Raw genomic sequence first — 26,664 nt, 5'->3', positions numbered from 1 at the left:
GGCGTTCGTCATGCGCAGATACAGCGACGCACCACTCAAACGCTCGCGATATGCGTGTCGGAAATCGCGCGCACGTCGATACGGCGCGGCAGAATCGCGTCGCGGTTCGCGCTGTCGGCGACCTTCTGAAGCGCGGCAATGTCGGCGTCGGTGACGAAATGCTGCTTCAGCGACGCGCGCTGCGTGATCCGCTTCGCGGCATCGAAAGGCGAGCGTGTCAGCGTCGCGTAGATCTGTGCGTACGCGTCGGGGTTGGCCAATGCCCAATCGCCCGCGCGTTGCAGTCTCAGCAGAAAATCGGCGATCGCCCTGCGTTTGTCCGCATCCGCGAGCGCTGCGCCCGAGGCCGTGATAAACCCCAGCCCGCTATTGATGCCGGTGCCGTCGCGCAGAATTCGCGCGCCGCGTTGCACGGCGATGCCGTAGTAAGGATCGAACGTCGCCCACGCTTCGATCGATCCCGATGCGAATGCCGCGAACGCATCCACAGGCAGAATGAAGCGGACCGTCACGTCGTCTCTGGACAGTCCCGCCTCCGCAAGCGCGCCATAGAGCTGGAACTGCGAAATGCTGCCGCGCGCCGACGAGACGAACACCGTGCGCCCTTTCAGATCCGCCACCGTCGCGATCTTCGAATTCGGTGCGACCAGAATGCCCAGTTGCGCGCCCGAGCCCACACGCGTTGCGACGATCTTCAACGTGGGATCGCCCAGCGCGGCCGCGAGCACCGGCAAGTCGCCCGCCGGCGCGAGATCGACGGCGTTCGCGCGTTGCGCTTCGAAGAGCGGCGCCGCGCCCTGAAAGTTGGCCCAGCGATACGCATACGGCGCGCCGTCGAGCACCTTGGCGGCTTCGACGAGCGCGCGCGTGCCGCCCGCCTGGTCGCCTAGCACGAGCGTGGTCGACGCGCCCCCGGCTGCATGCGCACCACGTGAAGCAAACACGCTCGCGGCGAGTGCCGGTGTTGCGCCGAGCAGTTTCAGCGCACGGCGTCGCTGGAAAAACGACTGGGAAACGGATGCGGCCATATGCCCTCGCTGACGATTGAGTGACAAGCGTAGCGGCGGTCGCGGGTCGTGGGAATGAATCGATTGCGATATGTATATGAGCGCTCGCGTGAATATCATTGCTCGTGGTCGATAACCACGCATTCGAAGCTGCTCGCGCAAGCCGCCGCCTCCATCGCTTCGGGCAGCGCGGCGAGCGGATAGACACGCGGATGCAGCCTGGTGAGATCGAGCTGCCCGCTGCGAACCAGGTCGAGCAGCCGGCGATACGACTCACGCGGATACATGAACTGGCCGAGAATTTCCCAGCCGTTCAACATGACCTCGGTATAGGGAATCGGCAGCGGCACGGCCATGCTGCCCATCAGAACCAGCCGGCCGCCTTGCGCGAGACCGCGTAGCGCGGCCAGCGTGAGATTGGGATCGCTCGCATTGCCGACCATGTCGAATGCCATCTGCGCACCGCCGTGCGTGGCCTCGCGCAGCGCTTGCGCGTCGGCCTGCACGTCGCCGGTGGCCGTGACCGTGACGACCCGCGCACGGTCGAGCGTCGCAAGCGCCTCGAGCGCCCGCGCATTTCTGCCAACCGCGACGATCCGGCTCGCGCCCATCGCCAAGGCAAGCAGCACGGCGCCGGTGCCATAGGCGCCCGTCGCGCCGGACACGATCAGCGTTTCACCGGCGGCCAGCCGGCCGCGCAACAGGCCGCCGAACGGGACGATGCAGCGGGTGGTCATCGCGAGCTGCACGGAACTCAGACGCGGCAGGTCGTCGGCCGGCGTCACCGCGCTGGCCGGATACGAGGCGTATTCGGCCAGCGTGCCGTCCGGCCAGTCGGCCTGCACGCGCTCTGCCGCCGCGCCGTTAGCGGTCACGCCCAGCAAAACCTGCGCGGGCTCCCGCACGTTTTCCTGCGCGACGAAATACGACGACAAAACGACACGCTGCCCGGGCCGCAGATGCCACACGTCGCGACCCACCGCATGTACGACACCCACGCCATTGCCACCCGGGACGAACGGCTGTGACGGCACGTGGTAGATCGGCAGTTTGCCGTCCACGTAGGCCTTCATATACGACATCAGCGAGGACGCTTCGACGCGAACCACGACGCCGCCCGCGCGCGGTTGCGGAACCGGAATGTCGTTCAGGCTCAGGGCGCCGCCCAGCCGTTCGAGTTGCCATGCTTTCATCGAAGAGATCCTCCGTGTATGCGCGTTGCCACGCCTCGCCTGTTGCTGCATGAAACCGCTCGTGGATAAGCGGGGGAAAACGCAAACATGTCCGCAAGCCGCACGGCTCGTCGCGTGAATGGCGCTATGATCCCGCCAAAAAAGCTCCGTGCCTATAATGGAAAAGCCCTCATTCCTCTTAGACCGTACATTTATGGATGCGCTTTCCGACGTACTCTCGATGCTGCGCGTGAGCAGCGTGCTGTCGTCCCGGTTCGAAGGCAGGGGGGCGTGGGCGTTCCGCTTCCCCGCGTATCAGGGCATCAAGTTCGGTGGGGTGCTGGCCGGCCGCTTTCATCTGTGGATCGAAGGCAGCCAGGCGCCGCTGACGCTCGAACCCGGCGACTTCTACATGCTGACGGACGGTCAGCCGTTTTATTCGGCAAGCGACCCAGGCCGTGCGCCGCTCGATGGTCCGGCTACTTACCGCAGTATTCGCAGCGCGGACGGCGTCGTGCGTTATCGCGGTGAAGGTGAAAGTAATGGCGATGGTGAAGGCGGCACGCGACGTGATCACGAACGCGTGACCATCGCGAGCGGCCGCTTCACATTCGAAAACGACGTCACAGGCAAGCTGTTGAGCCATCTGCCGCCGCTGATTCATCTGCGCGCCGCGGAGCTGGGTTCGCAGGCGCTGTCACGCGTGCTCAATCTGCTCGAATGGGAAACGACCGGCCTGCATGCGGGTGCGGACATCGCGCGCAGCAGTCTTGCGGCGCTGGTGCTCGTGCACGTGCTGCGCACCTATCTGGCGTCGACCCCGCAGCCGCAGGGCTGGCTCGGCGCGCTTGCCGATCCGAAGATCGGCAGCGCGTTGTCGATGATGCACGCGCAGCCTGGCGAACGCTGGACCGTCGAGAGCCTGGCGTACGCAGTGGGTATGTCGCGCACTGCGTTCGCGACGCGCTTTCGCCGCCAGGTGGGCAGCGCGCCCGTCGAATACCTCGCGCAGTGGCGGATGACGATCGCATGTTCCGCGCTCAAGCACTCGGAAGAGTCGCTGACCGACATCGCGTCGCGCATCGGTTATTTGTCCGATACTGCGTTCAGCATCGCATTCAAGCGCTCGACCGGGCAGAGCCCCGGCCGCTTTCGCGCGCTCAGCCGCGAGCCGTGATGGTTGCCGGACGGCGCCGGGCACTTCGTCGGCGGCGCGCCGATAGAAAGTGAGTGACAGGGTGCCGTTTTTGCGTTTCCAGTCAGCTTCCGGCACCCGCTCGCTTGCGTCGCTCAGGCCGCGCGATACATCTGCGCACCCCACGGCGCGCCGATCGTGCCGCCGTCCACGACGATCTCGGCGCCGGTCATTCCCGACGCATCCTTCGACGCAAGAAACAGCACCGCCGCCGCCACTTCTTCCGGCGCCGCAAGACGGCCCATCGGAATGCGCGGTGAGAGCGCCTGTTCGGTTCCGTCGAGCGTCGCGCCCTCGCGTGCGCCACGCGTCCAGATCGGCGTGCGCGTGCCGCCCGGAATCACCGTGTTCACACGGATGCCGCGCTGTACGAGTTCGGATGCGAAAACCTTCGCCATGCCCGTGATGCCCGCCTTGGTGGCCGAATAAGCGGCCGAGCCCGGCGAACCGAGTTCGCGCATCACCGAACCGTTCAATACGATCGAGCCACCTTCGCTCATCAACGGAAGCGCCGCCTGCACCGTCAAAAACACCGCCGTCAGGTTCGTGCGAAGAATCGCGTCGAACGCCGCGGCCGATGTACCGCCGAGCGGCGTGGGTCCGGAAATGCCGGCGTTGGCGAACACGATGTCCAATGAACCAAACGTGCTTTCGATCTGTTTGAACAGCGCGCCGATTGCGGCCTCGTCATCCAGATTGGCCTGCACGCCCAGCGCGTTTTCGCCCAACTCCGACACCGCCTGATCGACTTTGGCCCGGTCGCGGCCCGTGATCACCACGCGCGCGCCTTCGCCAATCAGCAGCTTCGCCGTGACGAAACCGATGCCGCTATTCCCACCCGTGACCAACGCTGTCTTTCCTGTGAAACGCATCATCCTTCTCCCTGAGCGCGCCGCCGGAATGCTCCACAAAGCACGGCCGGGCGACGCCTTGAACGGTTAAGCGGCTCCGCGCCGCTGCTGACAAACGAACTATCCGAGACATTCCTCACCGTCATTCTGCATGTTGATCATCATGCACATTTTCAGTATTATGCTCGTCATGCAGATTGTCAAGTGTCGGAGAACGGAAAAATGGGCTACTCACAGGCGCAGAAGGCAGAAAGCAGGCAGCGCGTTCTGGAAACGGCGGCGAGGCAAATTCGTGAAGACGGCATCGCCGCGCTCGGCGTCGCGGACTGCATGCGCAGCGCCGGACTTACGCATGGCGCGTTCTACGGCCATTTCGATTCACGCGACGCGCTGATTGTCGAGGCCCTCGAATACGCGGTCGCGCAAAGCAGGAAACGTATCGAGGCGCTGCACACCGGAACGGGCGCGCCCAACGCGAAAGAGCCGTTGCAGGCGATTGCGGAGGCGTTCCTCAGCGAGCGTCATATCAGGAACCCCGGCAGCGGCTGCGCGTTGTGCGCGCTCGCCGGCGAGGCGCGCCACGCGAGCCCCGAAGTTCGCGAGCGGCTGACAGCCTACGTGCACGCGCTAACGGCGCAAATCGCCGAGACTCTGGCGGGTCGAAGCAAGAGCGCGGCGCTTGGCATCGTCGCGACCATCGTCGGGGCGGTGACCCTGGCGCGGGCGGTGGACGACAAGCAACTCGCGAAATCGATTCTCGCTGCATCGCTCGACCTGATCGTGGCTCAGGGCGGTCACGCCGGCGCCGGGTAAAACCGTCGCGCACCGTCTCGCACGCGTTACCATGACGGTCTTTTCAGGCAACCATCCAATCTATTCCAATGAAGCCCACACGATGGGCCGGTGTATTTTTCCTTCTGGTGACGGCAACCGGCTGGGCTCTCAACTGGCCCGCGATGAAAATACTGCTACGACAGTGGCCTCCGTTGTTCTCCCGTGGCGTCGCCGGAGTGGCGGCGGCGCTGCTGCTCGCGGTGATCGCGCTCGGTTCCGGCGAACGCCTGCGCGTGCCCCGGCATTTGCTGCCACGCATACTGCTCGCGGCCAGCACCAACGTATTCGCATGGATGGGGTTCTCGACACTGTCGATGAAATGGCTGAGCGTGAGCGAAGGCGCGTTGCTCGTCTATACGATGCCGATCTGGGCGATGCTGCTCGCGTGGCCAGTGCTGTCGCGGCGGCCGTCCGCGGAAGGTTTCGTGTCGCTCGCTTTGGGACTCGCCGGTGTCGTCGTGCTGCTCGGCGCTCAAGGTTTCGCTTTCGACTCCGGCAAGCTCGCCGGCATTCTGTTCGCTCTGCTCGCGGCGGTGCTGTTTGCGCTGGGCACCGTCATTACGCGCACACCGATCCCCGTGGCGCCGATTACGCTGGTGGCGTGGCAGGTCGGACTCGGATGTGTGCCGATGGTCATTGCGGGATTGCTGATCGAGCATCCGGACTTCACGGCGCTCAACACCGCGGGCTGGGCCGTGCTGATCTACATGACCGTGGTACCGATGGGCGTGTGCTATCTGGCGTGGTTCGCGACGTTGCGCCATTTGCCGCCTGAAGTGGCGTCCATCGGCATGCTGCTCGTGCCGATCATGGGCATCGTGGCAGCCGCGCTCGCACTGGGTGAGCCGCTAGGCTGGCGCGAGACTGCCGCGATGGCGTTGACGCTGAGCGGCGTGGCACTCGCGCTTCGGCGTAAGCGGCCGGTGAAGCAGGCCGCAGATTGAAACAGGCTGAGGCTGCTCAGACGCCGTCGCTATCCCTGCTCAAACGCCGCGCAAGCTCGCGACCGCGTCCTGTCAGTTTGAGTGTCGAGATATCGCCGTCGTCGCGCCAGGCGATCTCGACCAGCTCATAGCGGCTCAGCGCAAGTACTTCCGCATCGAGTTCTTGCAGACGCCTTTCGGCATCGCTCAGGCGCAGCAGGGTCGCGACTTCGTGATGGGTCAGCATCGGCTACCTCGTCGGTGAATAGAGGACATGCCGACATCGTAGACACGCAGCCCGACATTCAGACTACGGTTGTGTTGCGCAAAATTACCGCGTTACACATGGCGAGGACGTGCGCCGCCGTCACACAGGCTCACGCTACTTGCCGCGCGCCACGGACACGAGTTCTTTGACACGCCGTGCAATGCTCCCCAGCACACCATCGGGTTCACTCGTGGACGGCTGTCTGTGCGGCATGTTCTGCAAATCGTGCCAGTCATCCTGGAGCGAGCGCGCATGACTCGCCGGTGTGAACGGCCATTCGATCACCACCGCCCGCAGGATCGCCGCACGGGGACCTTTCTCGGCCCTGTCGATATACGCATTGATCGCTATTGCCTCCTGCCTCGCCGATTCGTGGGAATCGGTGGCAATGAAGTCGTTCAGTCCTTCGATATGGACGCACCATAACTGTTCGCTCACGTCCTGTCTCCGTATGGGTTCCTGATTGCCGACCCGCTCGCTGCGGATAACGCCCTGTTCGTCTCCGGCATTCCCGCTCAAAACACCACCGATATGCCGCCATTTTTATACCCGAGCCATCCGGGGCGCTGCTTTTCAGAACCCATGACCCAACTTCCTGTACCGTATTACTGGGGCCTCGATCTAAGATCAGTAAGCATTAGGATGATGAAGCCCCTTGAATACAGTCGCGAAAATGATTTTTACGTCCAGTGCGAATGACCAGTTGCGCAGGTAATACAAATCGTGCGCGACGCGGCCCTCCATCTTTTCGATGCGATCGGTTTCACCGCGAAAGCCGTTGATCTGCGCCCAGCCGGTAATGCCGGGTTTGATCCGGTACCGATGGATATAGCCGGACACGATGTGCTGATAGAGATCGTCGTGTTCGAGCGCGTGAGGACGCGGCCCCACCACCGACATATCGCCGCGCAGCACATTGAAGAATTGCGGCAGTTCATCGAGACTCGTGCGGCGAAGGAATCCGCCTACCCTGGTAATGCGTGGATCACCGCGTGTCGCCTGCTCCAGCAGGCCCGGCTTCTGCTCGTGCAGGCGCATGGTGCGAAACTTGTAAATGCTGAAGACCCGCCCGTCCGCGCCTTTGCGGCGCTGTCTGAAGAAGACCGGGCCGGGCGAACTCAGCTTCACGGCAATCGCACAGGCGAGCAGAATCGGAGATACAGCGATCAGCGCCGCTAGCGCAAAGAGACGGTCGAACAGTTCCTTCTGCACCATTGCCTTGGGCGGTAGCGGCGACGCGGCCAGATTGATCGTCGGTAGGCCCAGCAGGTCGGTCATGCTGCCTTCGAAGAGCGCCAGTGTGCGCACATCGGGCATGAACCGGATATTGATCAGGTCATTGCGAAATTCGTCGACGAGCCGGAGAATCGAACGCTCCTCGGTCAGCGGCAACGCCAGCCAGACTTCGCCGATGTTCTGCTCGCGAACGTATCGGGCAAACGCGGCATGCTCTTCAAAGACCTTCACCGGCGACGCGTTCGCGACGCCGCTGCCCGGACGCAGGTTGTACAACGCGTTGGCGCGAAAACCGGCGGCAGGCGACATCTCCATCTTACGAATGATCTCGTCGCAATGCTCTCCGCACGCGGCAACCGCAACCTGCTGCAAATTCAGTCCGGCATTGCGCATCCGGCCGAGCAGCGCATGCGTCACCATGCGCCCGGCCATCATCGCCGCACCCGAAATGCCGGTCCAATACACGAACCAGAGACGCGACACGAAGTCGATCTGGTGCAGCGAGAACATCAGCACCATCGCGCACGCCTGAACGAGCAGCCAGCCGAGCGCGACGTGCCCCGCGAGCGCACGCTTGGAGCGGCCGCGCCATGACTCGTACACGCCCAGCGCCGGAAATACCGCGAGTGCAAAGGCCGCCGCAAAGGCCACGAACGCCAGATAGAAACTCTGCTGCGAGCCCGTTTCGAAACGGATCTGCGAGGCCACGATCGCGCCCGAGAGAATCATCGCCACGTCGAACAATCTTGCCAGTAGACCAGTAATCAATCGCATTGCAGCCCCCTAAGAGCACGCGTCCGTTCGACTCACCTGATTCAGCTGCAGCGCCCATACTTGTCGTCGAATCTGACGATGTCGTCTTCGCCAAGATAGGTTCCGGACTGAACTTCGATGATCTGCAGCGGCACGCGGCCGGGATTTTCCAAACGATGACGAATGCCCAGTGGGATATACGTCGACTCGTTTTCGCCGAGAAGAAACTGCTCTTCCCCGCGCGTGACGAGCGCAGTCCCGCTCACGACAACCCAATGCTCCGCACGGTGGTGATGCATCTGCAACGACAGGCGCGCGCCCGGCATCACGACGATGCGTTTGACCTGAAAACGATCGCCGTGGTCGATCGAATCGTAAAAACCCCACGGGCGGCGAACTTTTCTGTGCGCGTCGGCTTCCGGTGATTTATCCCGCTTGATGCGCGACACCAGACCCTTGATGTCCTGCACGTGCGAGCGGTCCGCCACCAGCACGGCGTCGTCGGTCTCGATCACGATCAGATTGTTCGTGCCGACACAGGCCAGCAACCGGCCGCCTTGCGAACGCGCGTAGGTTGCGGTCGCGCCTTCGAACAGCACGCGTCCATTCGATGCGTTGCCGCAGTCGTCCTTTTCCATCGCCTGCCAGACCGCATCCCACGACCCGAGATCCGACCAGCCCGCGACGAGCGGCACGACCACGCCCGCGAAAGGCGAATCAGGCTTACCCAGTTGCTCCATCACCGCGTAATCGATCGAATCGGCGGGCGAGCGCAGGAATTCGGTGGCGTCGGGAATGACGCACTCGGCGGTTTTTCTCGCCCCCTGATGCGCCTGAACGCACGCGGCGTGTATCTCCGGCTGAAAACGTTCGATCATCGCGAGCCATACCGATGAGCGGACCACCACCATCCCGCTGTTCCACCAGTAATTGCCCGACTCCACATACTGAGCGGCGAGTTCTGCTGCCGGCTTCTCGACGAAACGCTCGATGCGACGCGCGCCATCGCGCAACTCGCTGCCGAGGCGGATATAGCCGAAACCGGTGTCCGCGCGATCCGGGGGAATGCCTAATGTGGCGATCGAACCCGCCTGGGCGTAGCGCGCTGCGATGTCGATGGCCCGATGAAGCGCGTCGAGGTCGGCTATCGAATGATCGGCGGGCATCACGACCAGAATAGCGTCCTGTCCATCGGCGCAAGCGGCCAATGCGGCGAGCGTAAGCGCGGGCGCGGTATCGCGGCGCGCGGGCTCCACCACGATGCGCGCGTTCACCCCGACCTCGCGCGCCTGTTCGTAAGTGGCGAAGTAGTGCTCGGCACCGCAGACGACGACCGGGTCGGCCGACACATCCCACATGCTGCTGAAGCCCGCCATGCGCCCCATCGTGGCTTGCAATAATGTCTGGTTACCGATCAGGTCGATCAACTGCTTCGGAAACTGCTCACGCGACATCGGCCACAGACGAGTCCCCGATCCCCCGGCGAGAATGACCTGCACGAGCGGCGGATAGTCCACCAGAGCCTTTTCGATCGAATCGGTGTCCGTCGTCCCGTCCGTCACTGCCGTAACCTTGCCCATATAAAGCTCCCTTAGCTCGATGCCGGCTCGAGAACGACCCGCTCGATGTCCGCGCATAACGCATAACGACGCGAAGCGCGTCGAGGACTTCTCATGTGATTAATGACAGGACGTCCGTAACGGATGGACAGAGCCAACCAGTTCGTTGCGCCGGACGATGTGCGTATCGGCCTATCGGTCTGATTCGGCCTCAAACGCAAAGCATCGGCGCGATCGGGTCGCGGCAGATCGCGTAAGGGCACCAGCGTTACGCCGACAGACTGGTCCCTTTAGCGCCGCACTCGATGTGATCAATCATAGTCAGCCTACGCTGCACCACAGCATTCGTGGCGCGAACAGTGGAGGTTTTGGCTCTGCTCGTGGGCACGGATTTCTTAAGCACCCCGGTGAAGCCGAAGCGACGAACAGCGGCATACGCGGAGGTTGGAAATCAATTACGACACGTGGTACCGTGCAGTGAACGCGTTCGCGTTTTATTCCTCAAAGTTACGGACACCGATGTTGTCCATTGCCATTACGACGCTGGCTTTCTGTTTCTGACTCCATGGCGGCTTTCTTCACATGGACGAGTCTTTGGGCACTGTGCGCCATTTCGTTTTCATGGAGTCGCAATGGCTTACATATCGTTACTTGCGCTATTCCTGACTGTCACCAATCTGGTACCCGTAAGCGCGGTAGGTTTTGTCCCACTCCTCTTCTGTTCGTGGCGTTTTTTCGGAAGAAGTTACCCCGCATTTATTACGCCGCTGACGATGTTGACGCTGCTGATCGTGGTTTCGACGCTGCTTTACGACCCCCGGTCGTTTCTTCAATTCGACTTTTATCGCCGCGACGGCAATTTTTTCATCTCCTATGCGCCGATCTTTGCCGGTTGCCTGTACATGCACCGCTGGGATCTGAACAAAGTGCTTCGCGCGTTCTTCATGTTTGCGGTAGTGATCAACCTGCCGATTTACGCTTACTACATTCTTGAGAATGGCTTACTCAGCATCTTCACGAATCCCGATGCCAGCTTTGGCAGCTACTTCATTGCACGCAACGCGGCCGGAGGCTTCTTTGCGATGCTGTTCTGCCTGGGCCTCGGGTGCTATCTGCAACGACGCAGCAAGCTGGTCCTGGCGCTGCTGGCCGCCAACGTGTTGATGCTTTTCTCCACGTATAGCCGGGGCTCGCTGCTGGGCGCTCTGGCGGTGCTGCCCTATCTCTACTTCGGCCGCAAGCGCTGGATGCTGGCCTCGCTGATAGCCTGTCTTCTCGTGGCTTCGATCGCAATGGCGATCTACAATACCGACCCGACCGTCAACTATATGGGTTACACCTTCTCGATTCAGAATCAGGATGCGAAGGTCGCCAATCTGAACATCCGCTACGAATGGCTGTGGCCGCGCGCGCTCGCGTACTTCGAACAAAGCCCGATTATCGGCCTCGGGTTCGGTTCATTCGACGACCATATCGGCAGCGTCATCTCATACTTCCACGTGGTGGGTATTGCGTCGGACGTCACGACCGAACATAGCGACTCGCATGCACACAACTCCTACCTCAACTTTCTCGCGGAACTCGGCATAGTCGGACTCGTTCTGTTGCTGAATTTCCTCTGGAAGCTGATTGAATGGAGCCAGCACGGCGCGGCGGCCGCCGCGCTGATCGGGCGCGGACAAAACTTCGCCGCCTTCCGGTTCGTCGAAATCTCGTCGGTTTGCCTGCTCGTGATGGCCGCCACCGAACATCGGATGGTCTCGCCGTCGAACGTTCTGATCCTGTCGCTTGTCGTCTCGTTGTTGCTCGCATGGCGGCCGCCCAGCGCCGTCGCGTTCGAACGGCCGCCGCGCATGCCGGACGGGCGCACGCCCTCGTGAGCGATAATACGGACGCACCCAACTAATCTGCCCGCGGGAGGCGCTCTTTTCAGCCACGCGGCAGCCAGAAAGCGACAACGAGAGAATCCTATGTGGACTGTGTTCACCAACCTGGGCGACGCCGCCATCACGTTGCCCGTGGCGGCTATTTGCGCCGGCTGGATTGCACTATTCAATGTGCGTCTGGCACTCCGCCTGATCGGCGTACTCGCCGTTGGCGCCGCGCTCGTGGGCGCAACCAAGGTCGTCTATGCCAGCTGGGGAATAGCCATTCCGGCCGATGATTTCCGCGTCATTAGCGGGCACACCATGCTGTCGACGTCCATCTGGATGGTCGCCATTACGCTCTTGCTGAAGTGGTGGCGGCAACCGACGCTGCCCGGTATCGTTGCGGGCATGGTCATCGGGGCGCTGACTGGTCTTTCCCGCCTCGTCGACCATTCGCATTCGCTGCCTGAAGTCATTTCCGGCTGGCTTCTTGGCGCACTGGTGGCGTTAATTTTCTTACGGGCGGCCGTCAACGTCGAGCCCGAAAGATTCGGGGCCATCTGGCCCACGCTAAGCCTTCTGCTAGTCTCCACGCTCGCCTATGGCCACAAGGCGCCGCTTCAACATCTGATCGAAACACGTTCGCCGCAAATTCGAACCCATGTGCCCTCCATCATGGCCGCGCTGGGACGAATCCGCTATCGCATCCAGTCTTACGATGCCACGTCGGCCAGATGACGTTCGTCAACGGACTGCGGGTTCCTGACCGGATACGGAAGAAACTGCTCGACACAGGCGTAGGGAAGCCGGGCGTCGATGAAATTCGTCAGTGCCGCCTTGAAGTTCTCCGTTGAAAAGCGCTCGGCATTTCGACGGCATTGCCGGGGGTCGAACAGTCCGGCATTGTTTTCAAACCGGCTGACCGCTTCCAGCAGCGACTCCATTGTCTGCTCGCCAAAGAACACGCCCGTAGGCCGATCGAGCGGCAAACCGACGACCGATTCGAGCGCGCCGCCCCTGCCGAATGCGATGACCGGCGTTCCGCACGCCTGCGCCTCCACCACGGAGATACCGAAGTCTTCTTCGGCCGCGAACACGAACGCTCGGGCGCGCCGCAAATAATCGACGAGAACTTCCGATGGTTGATGACCAAGAATCGTCACGTTCTCTCCGGCGCAAGATTTGATCTTTTTCATCTCAGGACCATCGCCGATCACCACGAGCCGCCGCTCCGGCGTTTGCGAAAACGCTTGCACGATCAGATCGATGCGCTTGTACGGCACCATCCGTGAAGCCGTCACATAGAAATCGTCCTTCTGCGTACACACCGTCATGCTGCCGAGATCGACCGGTGGATAGATGACGGTCGCTTCGCGTTGATAGGCCTTCTTGATCCGCCGCGCAATGAACTGCGAATTCGCGACCAGATGATCGACGCCGTTGGCCGAACGCGCATCCCATCCCCGGATGTAATGTAGCAGCACGCGGGCCATCGCGGACTTGATGCCGGTACTCAGGTGAGACTCCCTGAGATACTGATGTTGCAAGTCCCACGCATAGCGAATGGGCGAATGAACGTAACTGACGTGAACCTGGTTCGGCCCGGTCAGTACACCCTTCGCCACCGCATGCGAGCTGGAAATGACGAGGTCATACCCGGACAGATCGACCTGTTCGATCGCAATCGGCATGAGCGGGAGGTAGGCACGGTAGCGTCGCCGGGCAAAAGGCATTCTCTGAATAAACGACGTATGGACGGTCTTTCCCTTCACGCAGTCGCGGTCCTCCAGAAAATCGACAATCGAGAAGATGTCCGCGTTCGGGAAGCACTCGATGATATTTTTCAACACCTTCTCCGCGCCGCCCGAGACCACCAACCAATCGTGAACAATAGCGACTTTCACTTCGACCTCCTGTGAGAGAGCAACCGGGACCTACGTATGCGAGGTCCCGCTTCATTCATCCTTCGCGGCGCCTGCCTGAGGCCGAAAGCCGCACGCCATTCGAACCATGCCGAGCGCCCGTTCGGCGCCTGGCAACAGATTGATCAACTCCAGGCGGATCATGATGCTCATCAGCATCACCGCCAGCGCTGCTTCGCCGATCACCCGGGCAGACGCCATACCCACCGCACCGTATCGAGAAGCAAGAAAAAGGGCCGCCACGAGATTGATCAACCCCGACGCCACACCCGTCACGGCAAGCAGCCTGTCTTTCCTTCGTGGCACGAATACATAGAACGCGATGAATTGGTTAACAGCGGCGAAGGGGAACATCCATGCGAAGATCTGCAATACGTGCGCACTCGGTCCAAACGCAGGCCCCAGGATCAGCGGCAGCACAAATGGCGAAAGCGTGAGTGCGCCACAAAACATCAGTAGTCCATAGCCGATCAACAAGGTGGCGCCCCACCGGGTCGTGACCTGCGCGCCGTCTTTGTCGCCGAGCGCGAGTTGCCGCGATATCGTGGGAATGAACACCTGCGACGCCGGCCCCATCAGACTGAGCCCGATCGTCGCGAAGCGTTCGGCCGCGCCGAAGTAGCCCACCTGAGCGGGCGTGGACAGCAGCGTCAACAGATAAGTCGACGACGCCGTGAGCACGACCGAGCCCGACGAGTAGCAGAACAGCATGGTCGAGCCTCGCACAAGAGGCACGACGCCCGCGAACCTGAGACGCGGCAAGCCCAGTTGCCAGGTCGTCAGGCCGTACGAAATGATCGAAGACGCCACGCCTGCGATCAGCAGGCTCGCCAGCACCCACACGGCGTCACCGGGCCCATTGACGAGATTCAGAACCAGCAAGAGGCTCAGCGCGAAACCGAACACCTCGATCATGATCGGGGTTCGAAAATGCTGACGCCCTTGAAACAGCCAGCCGAGATTCATCGCCGACACGACACCCAGCAGCGTGGCGAGCAGACCAATCACCGGCCGCTCTGACAGGACGGGCGAGCTCATCGTGGCGACGACGCCGATAACACCACCCAGCAAACCCATCAGAACGCGTGCGCTCACATGCAACGAGTAGATGGAGTTGCACTCCGCCGCCGATTGCGCCTTCGACACCTCGCGCATGCCGACGAACGTGAATCCATAGCTGGCGAGCATCCATATCACGTTCATCAGCGACATCGACGCCAATACCCGGCCGTACTCGGTGACGCCAAGAATCCTGCCGTAGAACGGCACGACGATGATGAGATAGACGTATCTCATCAAATACCCGCCGTAGACAAACGCAATAACGTTGGCGCCCGCTCGTCTATCCATATCGCCCCCTTTCTCGCGCGTTCCGGACTTCAGCGCCCAACCGCGCGACGGCGGGCAAGCGGGTTGGAGATATAACGCACGACGAAATCGGACAGCGGTGAGTAAGGCACGAGACACAAACTCGACAGCACGAGCGTGCCGAGTTTCTTCTTCACCCCCCAGAACGGGTTCGCGATGATCGTATGCAAATAGGTGCGGGAGTCTCGCGTCATCCAGCGCCAGCGTGTTGGAAAGGTCGCATGATAGACGCTCGAACAGAACGTGGCCCTTTCGTGAGAAAAGTCGTAAAAGACCGGCGGAAGTTCTATCTGCAAGCGGTTGCGCGCGATATTCCTCAGTATCGCCCAGCGCAAGTTGAAGGTTCTCGGCGCTTTGTTGAGTTGCTCCGAATTGGCGAACGAGATCGTTTCGCCGTGGGCGTTATGCACACGATAGCCGCCGAGCGACTTCGGCACGGTGGCAATAGGTCCCGTCAATGCCGCGCCGTAGATCGCGTAGAAGTCTGCGCCGTAGCGGTTAATACCCTCCTCCGGTATGGGAAAGAAGCGCCTCAGGGCGCTCACACGATAGGCATTGCCCGAGGCCGGCGGAGAGGGGTAAAGCCAGCCGCTGCGCAGCAGCTTTCCGCAGTCGTGCGGTGGTTCGCTGTGGGGTACATGGGTGCCCGTTAGCACGCTGGCGCTGTCCATCACGTCGAGGCGGAATTGCACCTTCGCCCAGTTTCCCCCCGAGAAAAGGCGCATCACTTCGGAGACCGCGCTCGGATAAAGAATGTCGTCGGAATCGAGGAAGATCACATAGTCCGTTTCAAGCACGCCGATCGCATGGTTATACGCGGAGACCTGGCCGCCGTTCGTCTTGAAGATGGATGAAATACGCGTGCCGTACTGTTCAATGATCGCTCGCGAGCCGTCGGTCGAACCGTCGTCGATGACGAGCACCTCCGTTGCCGGATAGTCCTGAGCAAGCGCCGAGTCGATCGCCTCGGCCAGATAGCGCTCGTAGTTGTAATTGCAAATCGCGACAGTAACGTGGTTCATGATTTCTCAACGGTATCCAAAAGTTCGATCAACCGGAGTGCGATGACCGTAAAACTGACGACACACGCGGCAAACACAACACTTCAACTGGATCGGGCGTGCCCTTGCCCGATCGCATGGCTATGCGGCACGACGCACAACGACATACGCGAGGTGCTTCGGCGGATTGTTGCCAGCGCCGTTGACTCGACCCGGCACCTTGAATCGAACCTTCAGCATCTGGTCGTCCCACGTCAGCGCAACGTCGTCGCGGGAGCTCGCCTCGCCGGTTAGTGCGTCGATAAACTCGACCCGGGTAATGCGCGGCGACGACTGCGGCCCAAACCCAGGGAGGCCGACCGTCTGCCAACCCGGCTCAGCCCTGACCTGCATCACGATGTCGCTGCCGGAAAGCAACGCGGCTCCAGCGGCGCCTGGACCGAACTGCAACGGCCTCGACAAGCCGGCAAGCGGTCCATTGACGGTTTGACGCAGCACGACCAGGCTTTGACCGGATACGTTGTAAGTCCGCTCGGGCGGGCCCCGATGCGTCAGACGGTATGGCTCATAGCCATCCCAGTGATAGATCATGGACAGGTACTTGTCCTGGTCGTTCCAGTTCCTGTCCAATGCCCACACGGCGAAGTCGAAGAAATAGCGCGGCAGGTAGTGCGGATCTTTCATGTACTCGTTACCTATTTCCGTTTGCCAGATACCGCGTGCAGGACCGTTCCTCACGTACTGTTCATACAGAGGATCCAGATCGGCGACGGGAAGGTAATGCGTGTCGAGGTAATCGACCCAGTCCAGCATGCGTTCATTCAACACCGGGCTCCTGTACTCCAGCCATCGCTTGAAGTTGGAGAGCCCGCCCTGATCCGGCCAGCCGCCGTACACGACATACGCGCGGTAACCGCGGATAATTCGAGCCGCCGGAATATGAATCCGCTCGACGTAATCCTGCATCGCCCGCTCATAAGGCTTCGCACGCTTCTGGTCCCGACTGAATTCCGGGCCGTGCCAGAACGTCGCCTGCTGCAAGCCGCCGGACAACTTGCCGGCCGCCTCGTTCCAGATCTGGAAATAGCGCAGGTTAAACGGCGGTGTCGAATACTTGCGAACCACCGCGTCGACGTAGCGCGTCCAAGCCTTCTCGTCGACAGGCGCCGAGTTGGAGTCCCCCGGCACGCTCGCATTCCACTTCGGCGTGTACCCGAGCAGCAGCAACGAGCCGATTCCGTTGCGATCGTTTCGAATCAGGACCGACGGCAGATCGCTATCGAATGCGGAGCCGGTCTTGTCGATTCGCATCGCGTCTTCCGGCCCGTGCGACTGGCCAGGTCCCACGGAATCGCGTCCCCAACTGATACCCATCGCACGCCACATCTGAATGTCACCGGCCGATCCGGGCCAGCCATTCGAACCGATCAGGTCGGTAATCCTGCGAGCGGTAGCACGTTGTTTCCGCGCATCGGACACCACCGCGAGCGCGCTCTGCGTTCGCAGCAGAGGTATCGTCGCGCCTGCGAGCGCCGCGAGTATGCGCAGTGCTCGCCGTCTGCCGGCACCGTTTTCGACGCGGTACATTTGCCTGCCCAGAAACATGCGTCAACTCACCGACGCGCGCGGCATCAGGTCCGGCAAGCGGTCGCCGCTGTGTCCGTAGAGAATCTCAAGCACTTTCTGCGCCGAATACTCCCAGCGAAACTCGCGGGCGTGAAGCAAGCCCTTCGTTCGGTGACGCTCCCTGAGTTCCGCGTCGCCCATCATTTGTGAAATCTTTGCGGCGATGTCGTCAGCCGACATCGCGTCGCAATACATCGCAGCATCGCCGCACGCTTCGGGGATCGACGTACGCGACGAGGCAATCACAGGGCAGCCGCAGTACATCGCTTCGAGCGGCGGCAGTCCGAATCCTTCATACAACGACGGGAAAATCAGGCAACCCGCGTTCTCATACAAGGACTTCAACTCGCCATCCGACACGAAACCGGCCCACAGTACCTGCTTCGATAAAGCCGGCTGCCCGTCATCGGCGCTATTGAAGATGCGCGGATTTCTGCCGCCCACAATGACAAACTTGATTTCGGTGAGATGTCCGAGTTTGCCGATCGCCTCCAGCGCGCGCTGCAGATTCTTGCGCGGATCGAGACTGCCGACAATCACACAGTAAGTGTCTTTCGCAAGTCCCAGACGGCTCAATACCGCCGGATTCGACGTGATCCGGTCGAGATGATCCGCGCCAGGCGCCACGACCGTCACGCGCGATTCATCGATTTTCAGGTGATGGCAAATGCGCATCTTCGAGAATGCCGAGACCGTCAGGATCATCGGCCGGGTTCGTGGGAGGCATGCAAAGCAAACCCGGTACCAGAGTCTGAATTTTCTCGAGAAGCCTTGCGGGACATCGTAGATCGCCATGTCATGAACCATCACGACCTGTCCGCGCTTGAACAGCGGATTGGTATTGCACAGACTCAGGAGCGTCATACCCCGCGCGGCAATCGGCAGCGTGATCTGCTCCCAGAGCGTGCCGCGCAGCCACGGAAAACGCCGCTGCGGTGCGAGCAGCGCACCCGGTTCGATCGCGTTTTGCGGCATGAAGACTTCCAGTTCGTCGACAGGCAGAGCGCGCATCTGCATCGCTCTCGTGAGTTCATAGGCGACCCGTTGAACACCGGTGACGGGCTGGGAAGTGAACTTTCCGTTGATTGCAAAGGTCATCGGGTTCTCCGTTTAACGCCGTCACGACACGACGCTGGCTGCCATTTGCTTGAGCCCCGGGGGAGATCAGTGCACTACTTCCGGGTCGCCGGCATCACTGGCGTAATTCGTCGCGTAGCCGTAATTGCGCGTACTTCGCCGCAGCGGGATGCCGTTGAAGACCGCGCCCGCGATGCGTCCCTCGGCGCGCTCCATCTTCTTGACCGTGTCGGCAATCTCCTCCTCGCTCTGCATTCCAGAACGCAAGACGAGCAAGGACGCACCCGCTTCACTCGCAATGATGGAAGCGTCCGTGACCGCGAGAAACGGTGGCGTATCGATGATCACCAGATCGAACTGGCCCGCGAGCCGCTCCAGGACATCCTTGAAGCGCGGTTTCATCAGCAATGCGGCGGGATTCTCCGGGCGCAAGCCGCAGGACAGGAATGTCAGGCCCTCGACACTCGTCTGCCGCAACGCGCTGCGCAAAGGCATTCGTTCCGCGAGCACCTCCGAGAGCCCGCCGCGATTGCTGCCATTGAACAACGACGCGAGATGTCCGCGCCGCATATCAGCGTCGATCAGCACGACGCGTGAGCCGATTTCCGCGTGCAGGATCGCGAGGTTCGCGGCAACAAAGCTCTTTCCCGCGGAAGGCGTCGGCCCGATGACCATCAGGACGTTATTGCGCGCGTGGGCAAGATCGCGCGTCACCGCAGTACGCACGTTGCGAAGCGCCTCGACCGACGTATCGTGCGGAAAACGTGACGCCAGAGCCCGGCTGATGTCGCCGTCCAACAAGGCCGCCGCTCCATGAAACTGGATATCGGGCGCGGCTTTCTGGAATGGCAGGTTGCTTCGCCCTCCCAGACCCGGTAGTGATTTTCGGCCGAAGCCGGCGGACATGCGATCGAGCAATAACTGCTGCTGACTGAACAGGATCTCCCCGAATACGGGCACGCTCATGCGGCGCTCGACGTACTTGGGGTCGGTCACGCCGGTCATCACGTGGCGGCGCATGAAGACCAGCGTGACGCCGGACACGAGCCCAAGTATCAAGGCCCCTGAAAGCACCACGGCGGGCTGGGGTTTGACCGGACGATGGGGCCTGATTGCCCGGTCGACGATATGCGCGCCGCCCGTCGTACTGGCGCGCCGAACCTGCAATTGTTCGGCTTTCTGAACCATCCCTAGATAGATCGTTTCCGCCACCTTCTGCGCGCGGAGCAGATCGACGCTCTCACGCTCGGACGACGGCATGCCGTTGAAATGACCGTTGAATTTCTCTTTCGCATCCTTCAATTGCGCCAGTTGCGTGTCGATGCTCTGTATCCAGCGGCTGCCAACGGTATAACGGTCGAGGAGTTGAGTACGCTGCAGTTGCAGGGTTGCAATCTGCCTGTCGAGGTCGAGGCCGCCCTGGAGATACGCTTGCGCCTCGGCGGTCGGTTGCATCGACTGTGCGGACGAACGGAAGTGCTTGAGATTGTCCTCGGCCTTCTTGAGGTCCACGAGCAGGCGCGGAAGTTCTCCGTTAATGAAGGCGAGCGTGGTCGTGTCATTGAGTTGCCGGCTGGCAACGGCAGAGGCAAGGTATTGCTGGCCCAAAGCATTGGCGACTTCAGTGGCCTTATCGGCGTTTTTATCCGCATACTCTATCTGAAGAAGGCCCGAGTCTTTCACCTTGTCGCTAACCTTGATCAGATCGTCAAACCGCTTGATCGCGTCGAGTTCGTTCCAGCGAATCACCTCGAACTTCGTGCCCGGCCGCGCATCCAGCGTCTTCACGAGCATCGACACGCCATTGTCCATGGCCTGCGTGCCCACAATGCCTTTAACGAGCAACTGATCGGACGGTCCACGCAACTCGTACGCGCCGTCTTCGAGGGCGATCAACGTGAGCTTTTCTTCCTCGAGTTCTCGCGGTACATCCAGCGCGCCAATCTGAACACGCTCTCCGCCCCACGCAAAGGACTTCAATCCAAGCCACGGCGCCGCCGGCCGGCCCGGAGTCGCAAACTTCTCGGCGATGTCGCCCAGAAGCGGGATCTTGTGCGGCTTCACCGAGACGTCGAAGCGGAACCGGTCGATCACTGGATCGAGCACCGAGCGGCTACGCATGACGGCCATTTCAGTCACCGGGGCCGGCGCAGGCGCAGGAAGCATCTCCTGATTCTGCAAGGCCAGACCGAGCGCATTCGGCTCCGGTGGGTCCACGCGCAGGAGGACATCGGCCGAGTAGATCGGTGTCGCGATGAGCAGATATGCCACGGCAAGCGTCAGAACGACCACCGTCGTGACCACGATTTCCCAAATGTGATCGCGCATCAACGTGAGCATCCCACTCACGCTGAGTTGGCCACGTTCGTTGCTGGCACCCGGAGAGAGCGAATTCTGAGGGTAGTAATCCACCGGTTTGATCCTTCCATGTTCGATGGGCAGAGTAATGATTCGATACTGCTCTGCTGCACCACCAGTTCGCGATCTGAATCCGCCGCCGGACGACGTGGGTATTGCATTGCCCGGCAGCACCTCGACGTGACGTACCTCGTTAGATTGGGTCGGAGAGCCGCCTTCCGGCGCGCACGAGCGACGGATGACGGTACTGCGTGATGCATATCATCGGCGTCCTTACTACATAACCTGCAACGCCGCTTCTCCCACCACGATCTCAACGAATTAAAATCCTCAAGATATTCGTGCTACGAAAAGCTATTCTGTAATGAACCCTGAAAAACTGATGTATTGAGACTGTTATAGTCATTGCCCGCCTCTACTTCATAAAACAGGAATAGGGGCTCGCGGCATCGACGATGCCAACCTCCAACTGCACAGGTAGTTCGAGAGGATGCCTTGCGATCCAATGGCTCACGTCTGGCGTGATGGCCTCTTCGCCAATCAGACGCTCGCCCGGCAAGGTCGATCTTCATGTATGAGAACGCCGGATGATCCAACCATATGCCACGATCGCCGCGAGCGCCAGATGCGGCACGATCAACGCAAGCACCGCGCCCTTCCGGGCACGGTGGTACATGATCGCGCGCTACTCCTCTCGCGCAATGCATTCGACCCGACACAAATCCAGCGGTCCAGAGAGGACGGTAATTGGACATATCCTCGCCAAAGCACGGCGATGGCACGTTAAAGCAGGTACTCATATTGCGGAGTCGGAAATCGGCTCATTAGGCCAACAATTTCTCTCTCGATGTTGCGGTGAAGCATAGCCTGCGTAAAAAGCAGCAATTCGCCGTCGGCATAAATTCGGGTGTTAATGGCCGATTATGCAGAGGGGATTACAAATGCAGCGGCACTCCAGAAAGCCTTGTTGCTATCTGCAATTAATGTAACAGAGTTATACGGGCCAGTGCAGATGCGGTGAGGGAACCCTCTCCGCAATTCATGTACGCAAATTGCCCATTCGAGTGCACATACCAGTCGGCAGCCCTTGCCCCATCGCGTGAGAGCACGCTCAGACGAAGGCGCTATTCACAAGATCCTTGCGTATTAGTTACGGAAAATGTTTCCCGCGGAAATAGATATTAGAACGCTTTTTCTTCGATTGCGAGGTAAGAATTTCCCCCGTCATGACTATTACGCCAAAACACCCGCGAATGCCAGCCAAGTTCGTCCTGAAAATTTCGATGCGTTAATCTCGATACCTGGGTGATTAGCCTGTGCGGATAACTCAGCCTGATGACTTCCACCGATTGTCTTACGTCGGACGTGAATAAGCGTCGGAATGGACTGAATGCGATGAAACACATTGGCCTTCTGGTTTTTCAGCACTGCTCGATGGCAACCACCGGAGCTATCGGCGACGTATTTCGTCTTGCCAACGAGTTCGAGAAAGCCGCGGGCAGGGAACCACCATATCGACTCTCCGTGTTGTCGGATGCGGGGGGCCTGGTGACCAGTTCATCCAGCATCTCGATCTGGACGCAAAGCCTGCAGCGTTACAGCCTCGCCGATTTCCACGCGTTCTTTGTAGCGTGTCGGGACGCGGCAGAGACCGCGGAATCCAATGACCGCTTTCTCTCGTGGATCTCGCTCCAAGGGTCCATTGCATCGTTTCGTGTGCAGCAAGGCGCGAATCTGGCAGTTGTCTGCAGGAACCCGTTGCAATCGACTGTGCCCATATTCCTCTTTGATGACAGCGGTGGCACCGCTCAGGGCGGCAGCAGTGTGACACCCACCGACCTGGCACTTTCCCAGATCGAGCGCGACCTGAGCTCCGACACCGCGCGAAAGATCGGCCGCATTCTGCAAACAGGATACACGGGGCAGAACAAGTCGGAGTTGGACGATGCAAGCGTCACCACGACCACCGAGAAAGTCCGCGAGTCGGCACGCTGGATCAAGGAGAACTATAGTAAAGCGATCTCGGTCGCTCAGGCAGCTGAGACCGCGGCCATGAGCAAGCGCAATTTTCAACGCCGCTTCAAATGCGAATTCGGCATGACGCCACTCGAGTACCTGTTGCGTACGCGCTTCGAGATCGTATCGGCCATGCTGAGAAACACCGATTTGCCTGTCGACAAGATTGCACGGCGCTGTGGCATGGGTGACGGCAATCGTTTGGGGCGGCTGTTCAAGGAACGGTACGGGATGTCACCCACGCAATTTCGCGCCCGGCAACATTTCGAATCCGAAGAGCGCTATCAGGCGCCGGAGGAAAGCTGGAACGCCGCCGCTGAGATAGTGCGAGAAGCCCCTTAAGACTTTCAATACCGCTTGGCGGTGCCGCCAGTTACGGATGAAACCATGACGACGATAAAATCCGCTCAGTTCGATGGGGAAGCCGCAACCCCGCTTGCAAGGCATAAGGGAGTCGTGCTGTCTGAAGAAATTGTCTCCGTCGACGTGCCGCCAGCATGGGTCGATCCGTATCGATTGCCTGAACACCCCGTCTCTACGGTCAGAAGACTCAAGGAAGCGGCGAAGTCTTTTCTGCCGGCCTCTCTTTTCCTGAGTCTGTTGCATCATAAATGTATTGGCCGCTATCCCAATCTGCGCCGCCCTGTCACTTTCAATGAGAAGATCCTGCAACGCAATCTCAGGCCGGATCCTCGCTACATCGGTTTGACCGACAAGCTACTGGTTCGCGAATACATCGCCGGCAAGATAGGCGCGAAGCATCTGATACCGTTGGTCGCGACACCAGACGTGTTCACGCGCGAAGTATTCGATGCCCTTCCCAGTGCTTTCGTGATGAAGGCGAATCATGGCAGCAGCTTCGTCGAAGTGGTGAGAAACAAGTCGGAAACATCGTTCGAAGAGCTGCAGCGTCGTGCCGAACAGTGGCTGGCAATCGACTTTTACAGCATTGCGCGAGAGCGGCACTATCGCACCATCAAACCGCGTATCTTCTTCGAGCATCTGCTTCTCGATGCGCACGGCCAGATACCGGCGGATTTCAAGTTGCACTGTTTTGGTGGTCGGTCGGGACCGCCGATCATCTACATACTGGTGATATCGGACAGATTTGGAAACGCGACGCATGGCGACGTGTACGACGTCGACTGGAATCACCTCGACGTCGCGATCGGCTACTACAAGCGGAGCCCCGCGCCGGCTCCTCGCCCGGCAAACCTCGAAGCGGTGCTGGACACCGCGATCGCCCTCTCTGAAGACTTCGACTACGTCCGCGTGGATCTGTACGCGCCCGACAACGAGGTCTACTTCGGTGAACTGACGTTCACGCCCGGCGCGGGCGTATTGCCCTTTACACCGGACAGGATCGATTACGAGTGGGGAAAACTGCTTGCGTGAGTGCGCGGCAGAAAGAGATCACGAGTGCGGTTACGCGTCCTTTCGAGCGCACCATAGCAACTGGTCTTCCCTTTGCGTCGCAAGGGGAAGACCAGTTTTATCGCCCGGGAAACGCCCTTCGGCTTAGTTGTCCGGATGGCTCGCCGTGAAACTCTTGAATGCGCTGTAAGGCGGATCCAACGCGACATTGTTGTTCATGATGCCGTAGGTGTTGTTGCCGCTGTCGAGCACGTAGTACATCACGGACTGGATGTTGTGAGTCTTTCGTGCCTGATAGAACTCGCCCAGCTGCGCGGTGATGTAATTGGCGCGATAGGCTTGAGTCTGCTCAGGGCCCGTATTCCACTCGGTGATGATGAACGGCACACCGTATCGGGCTTTGCAATAGGTCGGCAGATCGAAGCCGGGACCCGCGCCGTCGGTGCCGATGTTGAAAATATCGCCGTAGACTGCGTAATTGTGCCAGGTGGTGATGTCCCAGCGCACCTTCGGATAGCCGCCGCTGCCGTCGGGTTGCATACCGTCCCACAATGCGTCGGCCGCGCCGATATCCGCCACGCAGAAATTGATGCCGCACTTCGCGGAAGCCTGAACCGACTTCACACCGTCGATCATCCCGCGCATCACGCCTCGCATGATCGGCCAGTTCGCATTGTTGAAATCGACCGCCTTCGTGCCGGCGTTCGTGAAGTCCAGCACCGTGGCGTTCTGGCGGGTCAACTCATTGCCGCATTCGTAAATCGTCACGCCATACGGTTGCAGTGCGGCGGCTACCGTCTTGCCGACCGTGAAGCCGCGGCTATACGCAGCCGATTCACTGCTAAAGAGCGTGCTGCCAGATTGATACACGCCTTGATTGACCAGCACTAGCAACTTGAGGCCGGCCGACTGGAAAGCCTGCGCCAGATTGATCACCGCATTCAACTGGTTCGGGTCATCCGTGCAGCCGACCCGATAGCTCGTGCAACCCAACCCCTTCAGAATCGAAACGAGTTGTGCGGGCGTATACGTGTAGTCATAGTGACCGTTGATACCGTAGAACATACCCGCGCTCGCAGCAACGGCGTTGCGCGGATCGCTGCAAGGCAGCCATTGGGTCGCCACACCCGCGTTGACGTAGAACTGCCCGCCAGTGCCGCAATGCCAGACCTTTCCGCCGTACCAGAGGACGAGCGACACGTTATACGTATTGCCGACGGCGGCGCCGTTCCTGAGAATGACGCCGTTGACGAGCGTCCAGATTGCGCCGGTCTTGTCGACAATGTACGGCGACGCAGGAAGCGTCGTGCCGTCGGCAGACGTGCCGCCCAGGCGCGGATCGTTACAGGCCGCCCAGTTGGAACCGTTCCACGCATAGAACTGGCCACCCGTGCCTTCATGGTAAATGCTGCCGGCGTACCACAGCACTAACGTCACGTTGTAGGTGTTGCCCGCTTTTGCCCCGTTCTTATAGACCGAACCCTGCGCGAGAGTCCACGCGTTGCCCGCGCTATCCGTGATGGAGGCCGCCGGCGGGATGGCCGTGCCGCTCGCGGAGGCGGCGCTCGCATGCGCGGTGGCCTGCGTGTCGGCGGATTTGGAAGTACTGCCGCTATTACTGTCTTCCGAGCCTCCACCACATGCGCTCAAAAGATAACTTCCACCGAGTGCTGTCAGGCAACCAATAAATCGACGTCGTTTTACCATGGCAAATTATTTCCGCTGTCGAGAAAATTCTCGATAAAAAATCCAAATATTATTTTTGAGCTTCAAACGGGTCATTGAATGAAAAGACCCTCTCCAATTCGCTGCACCGGCAAATAAGGATCCTTCCAGTGCAAGTCGAGCCTGGCTTTTGAGCCGATTAAAACTTCCGAACACGGGGTTCGAATAAACGTGACAATCCAGCGGGACGCGCGTGATTCACCATCAACGAGGAGCCACGCGTGCGTCGCTCGCGTTTGACAACGAGGAAAACGTTCCGGGCAAGGTGCCTACTGCTGACCGCCAAACTTGCGGTCGGGGTGCCGCGCAAACGTTTTACCGAGCGGGCGCGCACCTTGCTACCGCTTGGCAAATTTTTCCCTCAAACGCCTTGACCGGGGTAAATCGTACGCGGAATGGCGGGCCGGGCACAGTAGAAATGGTAGTTTTGACAGAAATAGTAAGAATATTTCTAATAAAATATTACTTCGCAAAAAATCTAACTTTCTGATGATGATCAGAGGATTGGATGCGCGCGAACTTTGCGACTTC

21 protein-coding genes are annotated in these 26,664 nt (G+C 60.2%); 7 read left to right on the top strand and 14 right to left on the bottom strand.

Features of this window, described 5'->3' with window-relative positions; all coding sequences use genetic code 11:
* Window positions 1-35 precede the first annotated feature (35 nt).
* Both PQQ53_RS24690 and PQQ53_RS24685 read right to left on the bottom strand, forming a co-directional pair.
* Complete coding sequence (locus tag PQQ53_RS24690; RefSeq protein WP_408155342.1) at window positions 36-1,028, bottom strand: ABC transporter substrate-binding protein; 993 nt, start codon at window positions 1,026-1,028, stop codon at window positions 36-38.
* A gap of 95 nt (window positions 1,029-1,123) precedes the next feature.
* Window positions 1,124-2,200, bottom strand: a complete 1,077-nt coding sequence (locus tag PQQ53_RS24685; protein WP_408326858.1) for a zinc-binding dehydrogenase — start codon at window positions 2,198-2,200, stop codon at window positions 1,124-1,126.
* Between the two features lie 193 nt (window positions 2,201-2,393).
* Here PQQ53_RS24685 and PQQ53_RS24680 point away from each other — a divergent pair, with 193 nt between their 5' ends.
* Entirely contained in the window at window positions 2,394-3,356 is a 963-nt protein-coding gene (locus tag PQQ53_RS24680; RefSeq protein ID WP_408155346.1) for an AraC family transcriptional regulator, read from the top strand.
* A gap of 113 nt (window positions 3,357-3,469) precedes the next feature.
* On the opposite strand, the gene PQQ53_RS24675 is transcribed toward PQQ53_RS24680, so the two are convergent.
* Window positions 3,470-4,246, bottom strand: coding sequence for an SDR family NAD(P)-dependent oxidoreductase (locus PQQ53_RS24675; RefSeq protein WP_408326880.1), 777 nt, complete (start codon window positions 4,244-4,246; stop codon window positions 3,470-3,472).
* 201 nt (window positions 4,247-4,447) lie between these two features.
* Here PQQ53_RS24675 and PQQ53_RS24670 point away from each other — a divergent pair, with 201 nt between their 5' ends.
* Both PQQ53_RS24670 and PQQ53_RS24665 read left to right on the top strand, forming a co-directional pair.
* Entirely contained in the window at window positions 4,448-5,038 is a 591-nt protein-coding gene (locus tag PQQ53_RS24670; RefSeq protein ID WP_408145474.1) for a TetR/AcrR family transcriptional regulator, read from the top strand.
* A 68-nt stretch (window positions 5,039-5,106) separates the two neighbouring features.
* Window positions 5,107-6,003 carry a DMT family transporter gene (locus tag PQQ53_RS24665; RefSeq protein WP_408326855.1) on the top strand — a complete coding sequence of 299 codons (897 nt, stop codon included), beginning with the start codon at window positions 5,107-5,109 and terminating at the stop codon, window positions 6,001-6,003.
* 16 nt (window positions 6,004-6,019) lie between these two features.
* Here PQQ53_RS24665 and PQQ53_RS24660 read toward each other — a convergent pair whose 3' ends face one another.
* From PQQ53_RS24660 to PQQ53_RS24645, 4 genes are all read right to left on the bottom strand, one after another.
* Window positions 6,020-6,229, bottom strand: coding sequence for a hypothetical protein (locus PQQ53_RS24660; RefSeq protein WP_175165652.1), 210 nt, complete (start codon window positions 6,227-6,229; stop codon window positions 6,020-6,022).
* A gap of 135 nt (window positions 6,230-6,364) precedes the next feature.
* Complete coding sequence (locus tag PQQ53_RS24655; protein ID WP_408145469.1) at window positions 6,365-6,688, bottom strand: hypothetical protein; 324 nt, start codon at window positions 6,686-6,688, stop codon at window positions 6,365-6,367.
* A 189-nt stretch (window positions 6,689-6,877) separates the two neighbouring features.
* Complete coding sequence (locus PQQ53_RS24650) at window positions 6,878-8,260, bottom strand: undecaprenyl-phosphate glucose phosphotransferase (RefSeq protein WP_408145468.1); 1,383 nt, start codon at window positions 8,258-8,260, stop codon at window positions 6,878-6,880.
* A gap of 41 nt (window positions 8,261-8,301) precedes the next feature.
* Window positions 8,302-9,819: a mannose-1-phosphate guanylyltransferase/mannose-6-phosphate isomerase gene (locus tag PQQ53_RS24645; protein WP_408145466.1), complete on the bottom strand. Its 1,518-nt coding sequence runs from the start codon at window positions 9,817-9,819 to the stop codon at window positions 8,302-8,304.
* 611 nt (window positions 9,820-10,430) lie between these two features.
* Here PQQ53_RS24645 and PQQ53_RS24640 point away from each other — a divergent pair.
* Window positions 10,431-11,678, top strand: a complete 1,248-nt coding sequence (locus PQQ53_RS24640; RefSeq protein ID WP_408155475.1) for an O-antigen ligase family protein — start codon at window positions 10,431-10,433, stop codon at window positions 11,676-11,678.
* 90 nt (window positions 11,679-11,768) lie between these two features.
* Window positions 11,769-12,404: a phosphatase PAP2 family protein gene (locus PQQ53_RS24635; RefSeq protein ID WP_408326852.1), complete on the top strand. Its 636-nt coding sequence runs from the start codon at window positions 11,769-11,771 to the stop codon at window positions 12,402-12,404.
* On the opposite strand, the gene PQQ53_RS24630 is transcribed toward PQQ53_RS24635, so the two are convergent.
* From PQQ53_RS24630 to PQQ53_RS24605, 6 genes are all read right to left on the bottom strand, one after another.
* A complete protein-coding gene (locus PQQ53_RS24630) occupies window positions 12,380-13,570 on the bottom strand; it encodes a glycosyltransferase family 4 protein (protein WP_408326849.1) in 1,191 nt (396 codons plus the stop codon). The genes PQQ53_RS24635 and PQQ53_RS24630 overlap by 25 nt on opposite strands.
* 51 nt (window positions 13,571-13,621) lie before the next feature.
* Window positions 13,622-14,938, bottom strand: a complete 1,317-nt coding sequence (locus tag PQQ53_RS24625) for a lipopolysaccharide biosynthesis protein (RefSeq protein ID WP_408326846.1) — start codon at window positions 14,936-14,938, stop codon at window positions 13,622-13,624.
* A gap of 29 nt (window positions 14,939-14,967) precedes the next feature.
* The gene (locus tag PQQ53_RS24620) at window positions 14,968-15,978 is read right to left on the bottom strand and encodes a glycosyltransferase family 2 protein (RefSeq protein WP_408145458.1); all 1,011 of its coding nucleotides are present in this window, start codon (window positions 15,976-15,978) and stop codon (window positions 14,968-14,970) included.
* Between the two features lie 120 nt (window positions 15,979-16,098).
* A complete protein-coding gene (locus tag PQQ53_RS24615; RefSeq protein ID WP_408326845.1) occupies window positions 16,099-17,544 on the bottom strand; it encodes a hypothetical protein in 1,446 nt (481 codons plus the stop codon).
* Window positions 17,545-17,565: 21 nt separating this feature from the next.
* Entirely contained in the window at window positions 17,566-18,681 is a 1,116-nt protein-coding gene (locus PQQ53_RS24610; protein ID WP_408326842.1) for a glycosyltransferase family 4 protein, read from the bottom strand.
* A gap of 66 nt (window positions 18,682-18,747) precedes the next feature.
* Complete coding sequence (locus PQQ53_RS24605; RefSeq protein WP_408326839.1) at window positions 18,748-21,072, bottom strand: polysaccharide biosynthesis tyrosine autokinase; 2,325 nt, start codon at window positions 21,070-21,072, stop codon at window positions 18,748-18,750.
* Between the two features lie 1,341 nt (window positions 21,073-22,413).
* Between PQQ53_RS24605 and PQQ53_RS24600 the strand changes: the two genes are divergently transcribed.
* Both PQQ53_RS24600 and PQQ53_RS24595 read left to right on the top strand, forming a co-directional pair.
* Window positions 22,414-23,376: a helix-turn-helix domain-containing protein gene (locus PQQ53_RS24600; RefSeq protein ID WP_408145451.1), complete on the top strand. Its 963-nt coding sequence runs from the start codon at window positions 22,414-22,416 to the stop codon at window positions 23,374-23,376.
* Between the two features lie 45 nt (window positions 23,377-23,421).
* The gene (locus PQQ53_RS24595) at window positions 23,422-24,429 is read left to right on the top strand and encodes an ATP-grasp fold amidoligase family protein (RefSeq protein ID WP_408326836.1); all 1,008 of its coding nucleotides are present in this window, start codon (window positions 23,422-23,424) and stop codon (window positions 24,427-24,429) included.
* Between the two features lie 123 nt (window positions 24,430-24,552).
* Here the strand turns inward: PQQ53_RS24595 and PQQ53_RS24590 are convergent, their stop codons facing one another.
* Window positions 24,553-26,115: a hypothetical protein gene (locus PQQ53_RS24590; protein ID WP_408145447.1), complete on the bottom strand. Its 1,563-nt coding sequence runs from the start codon at window positions 26,113-26,115 to the stop codon at window positions 24,553-24,555.
* Window positions 26,116-26,664 lie beyond the last annotated feature (549 nt).

The organism is Paraburkholderia strydomiana (genome assembly GCF_046030495.1).
GTDB lineage: Bacteria > Pseudomonadota > Gammaproteobacteria > Burkholderiales > Burkholderiaceae > Paraburkholderia > Paraburkholderia strydomiana_A.
This window is presented reverse-complemented; position numbering and strand designations above follow the sequence as displayed.

What these genes read in the sequence shown, in the direction of transcription:
- PQQ53_RS24690 (WP_408155342.1), bottom strand. Translation starts at nt 1,028, where the DNA reads ATGGCCGCATCCGTTTCCCAGTCGTTTTTCCAGCGACGCCGTGCGCTG.
- PQQ53_RS24685 (WP_408326858.1), bottom strand. Translation starts at nt 2,200, where the DNA reads ATGAAAGCATGGCAACTCGAACGGCTGGGCGGCGCCCTGAGCCTGAAC.
- PQQ53_RS24680 (WP_408155346.1), top strand. Translation starts at nt 2,394, where the DNA reads ATGGATGCGCTTTCCGACGTACTCTCGATGCTGCGCGTGAGCAGCGTG.
- PQQ53_RS24675 (WP_408326880.1), bottom strand. Translation starts at nt 4,246, where the DNA reads ATGCGTTTCACAGGAAAGACAGCGTTGGTCACGGGTGGGAATAGCGGC.
- PQQ53_RS24670 (WP_408145474.1), top strand. Translation starts at nt 4,448, where the DNA reads ATGGGCTACTCACAGGCGCAGAAGGCAGAAAGCAGGCAGCGCGTTCTG.
- PQQ53_RS24665 (WP_408326855.1), top strand. Translation starts at nt 5,107, where the DNA reads ATGAAGCCCACACGATGGGCCGGTGTATTTTTCCTTCTGGTGACGGCA.
- PQQ53_RS24660 (WP_175165652.1), bottom strand. Translation starts at nt 6,229, where the DNA reads ATGCTGACCCATCACGAAGTCGCGACCCTGCTGCGCCTGAGCGATGCC.
- PQQ53_RS24650 (WP_408145468.1), bottom strand. Translation starts at nt 8,260, where the DNA reads ATGCGATTGATTACTGGTCTACTGGCAAGATTGTTCGACGTGGCGATG.
- PQQ53_RS24645 (WP_408145466.1), bottom strand. Translation starts at nt 9,819, where the DNA reads ATGGGCAAGGTTACGGCAGTGACGGACGGGACGACGGACACCGATTCG.
- PQQ53_RS24640 (WP_408155475.1), top strand. Translation starts at nt 10,431, where the DNA reads ATGGCTTACATATCGTTACTTGCGCTATTCCTGACTGTCACCAATCTG.
- PQQ53_RS24635 (WP_408326852.1), top strand. Translation starts at nt 11,769, where the DNA reads ATGTGGACTGTGTTCACCAACCTGGGCGACGCCGCCATCACGTTGCCC.
- PQQ53_RS24625 (WP_408326846.1), bottom strand. Translation starts at nt 14,938, where the DNA reads ATGGATAGACGAGCGGGCGCCAACGTTATTGCGTTTGTCTACGGCGGG.
- PQQ53_RS24620 (WP_408145458.1), bottom strand. Translation starts at nt 15,978, where the DNA reads ATGAACCACGTTACTGTCGCGATTTGCAATTACAACTACGAGCGCTAT.
- PQQ53_RS24615 (WP_408326845.1), bottom strand. Translation starts at nt 17,544, where the DNA reads ATGTACCGCGTCGAAAACGGTGCCGGCAGACGGCGAGCACTGCGCATA.
- PQQ53_RS24610 (WP_408326842.1), bottom strand. Translation starts at nt 18,681, where the DNA reads ATGACCTTTGCAATCAACGGAAAGTTCACTTCCCAGCCCGTCACCGGT.
- PQQ53_RS24600 (WP_408145451.1), top strand. Translation starts at nt 22,414, where the DNA reads ATGAAACACATTGGCCTTCTGGTTTTTCAGCACTGCTCGATGGCAACC.
- PQQ53_RS24595 (WP_408326836.1), top strand. Translation starts at nt 23,422, where the DNA reads ATGACGACGATAAAATCCGCTCAGTTCGATGGGGAAGCCGCAACCCCG.
- PQQ53_RS24590 (WP_408145447.1), bottom strand. Translation starts at nt 26,115, where the DNA reads ATGGTAAAACGACGTCGATTTATTGGTTGCCTGACAGCACTCGGTGGA.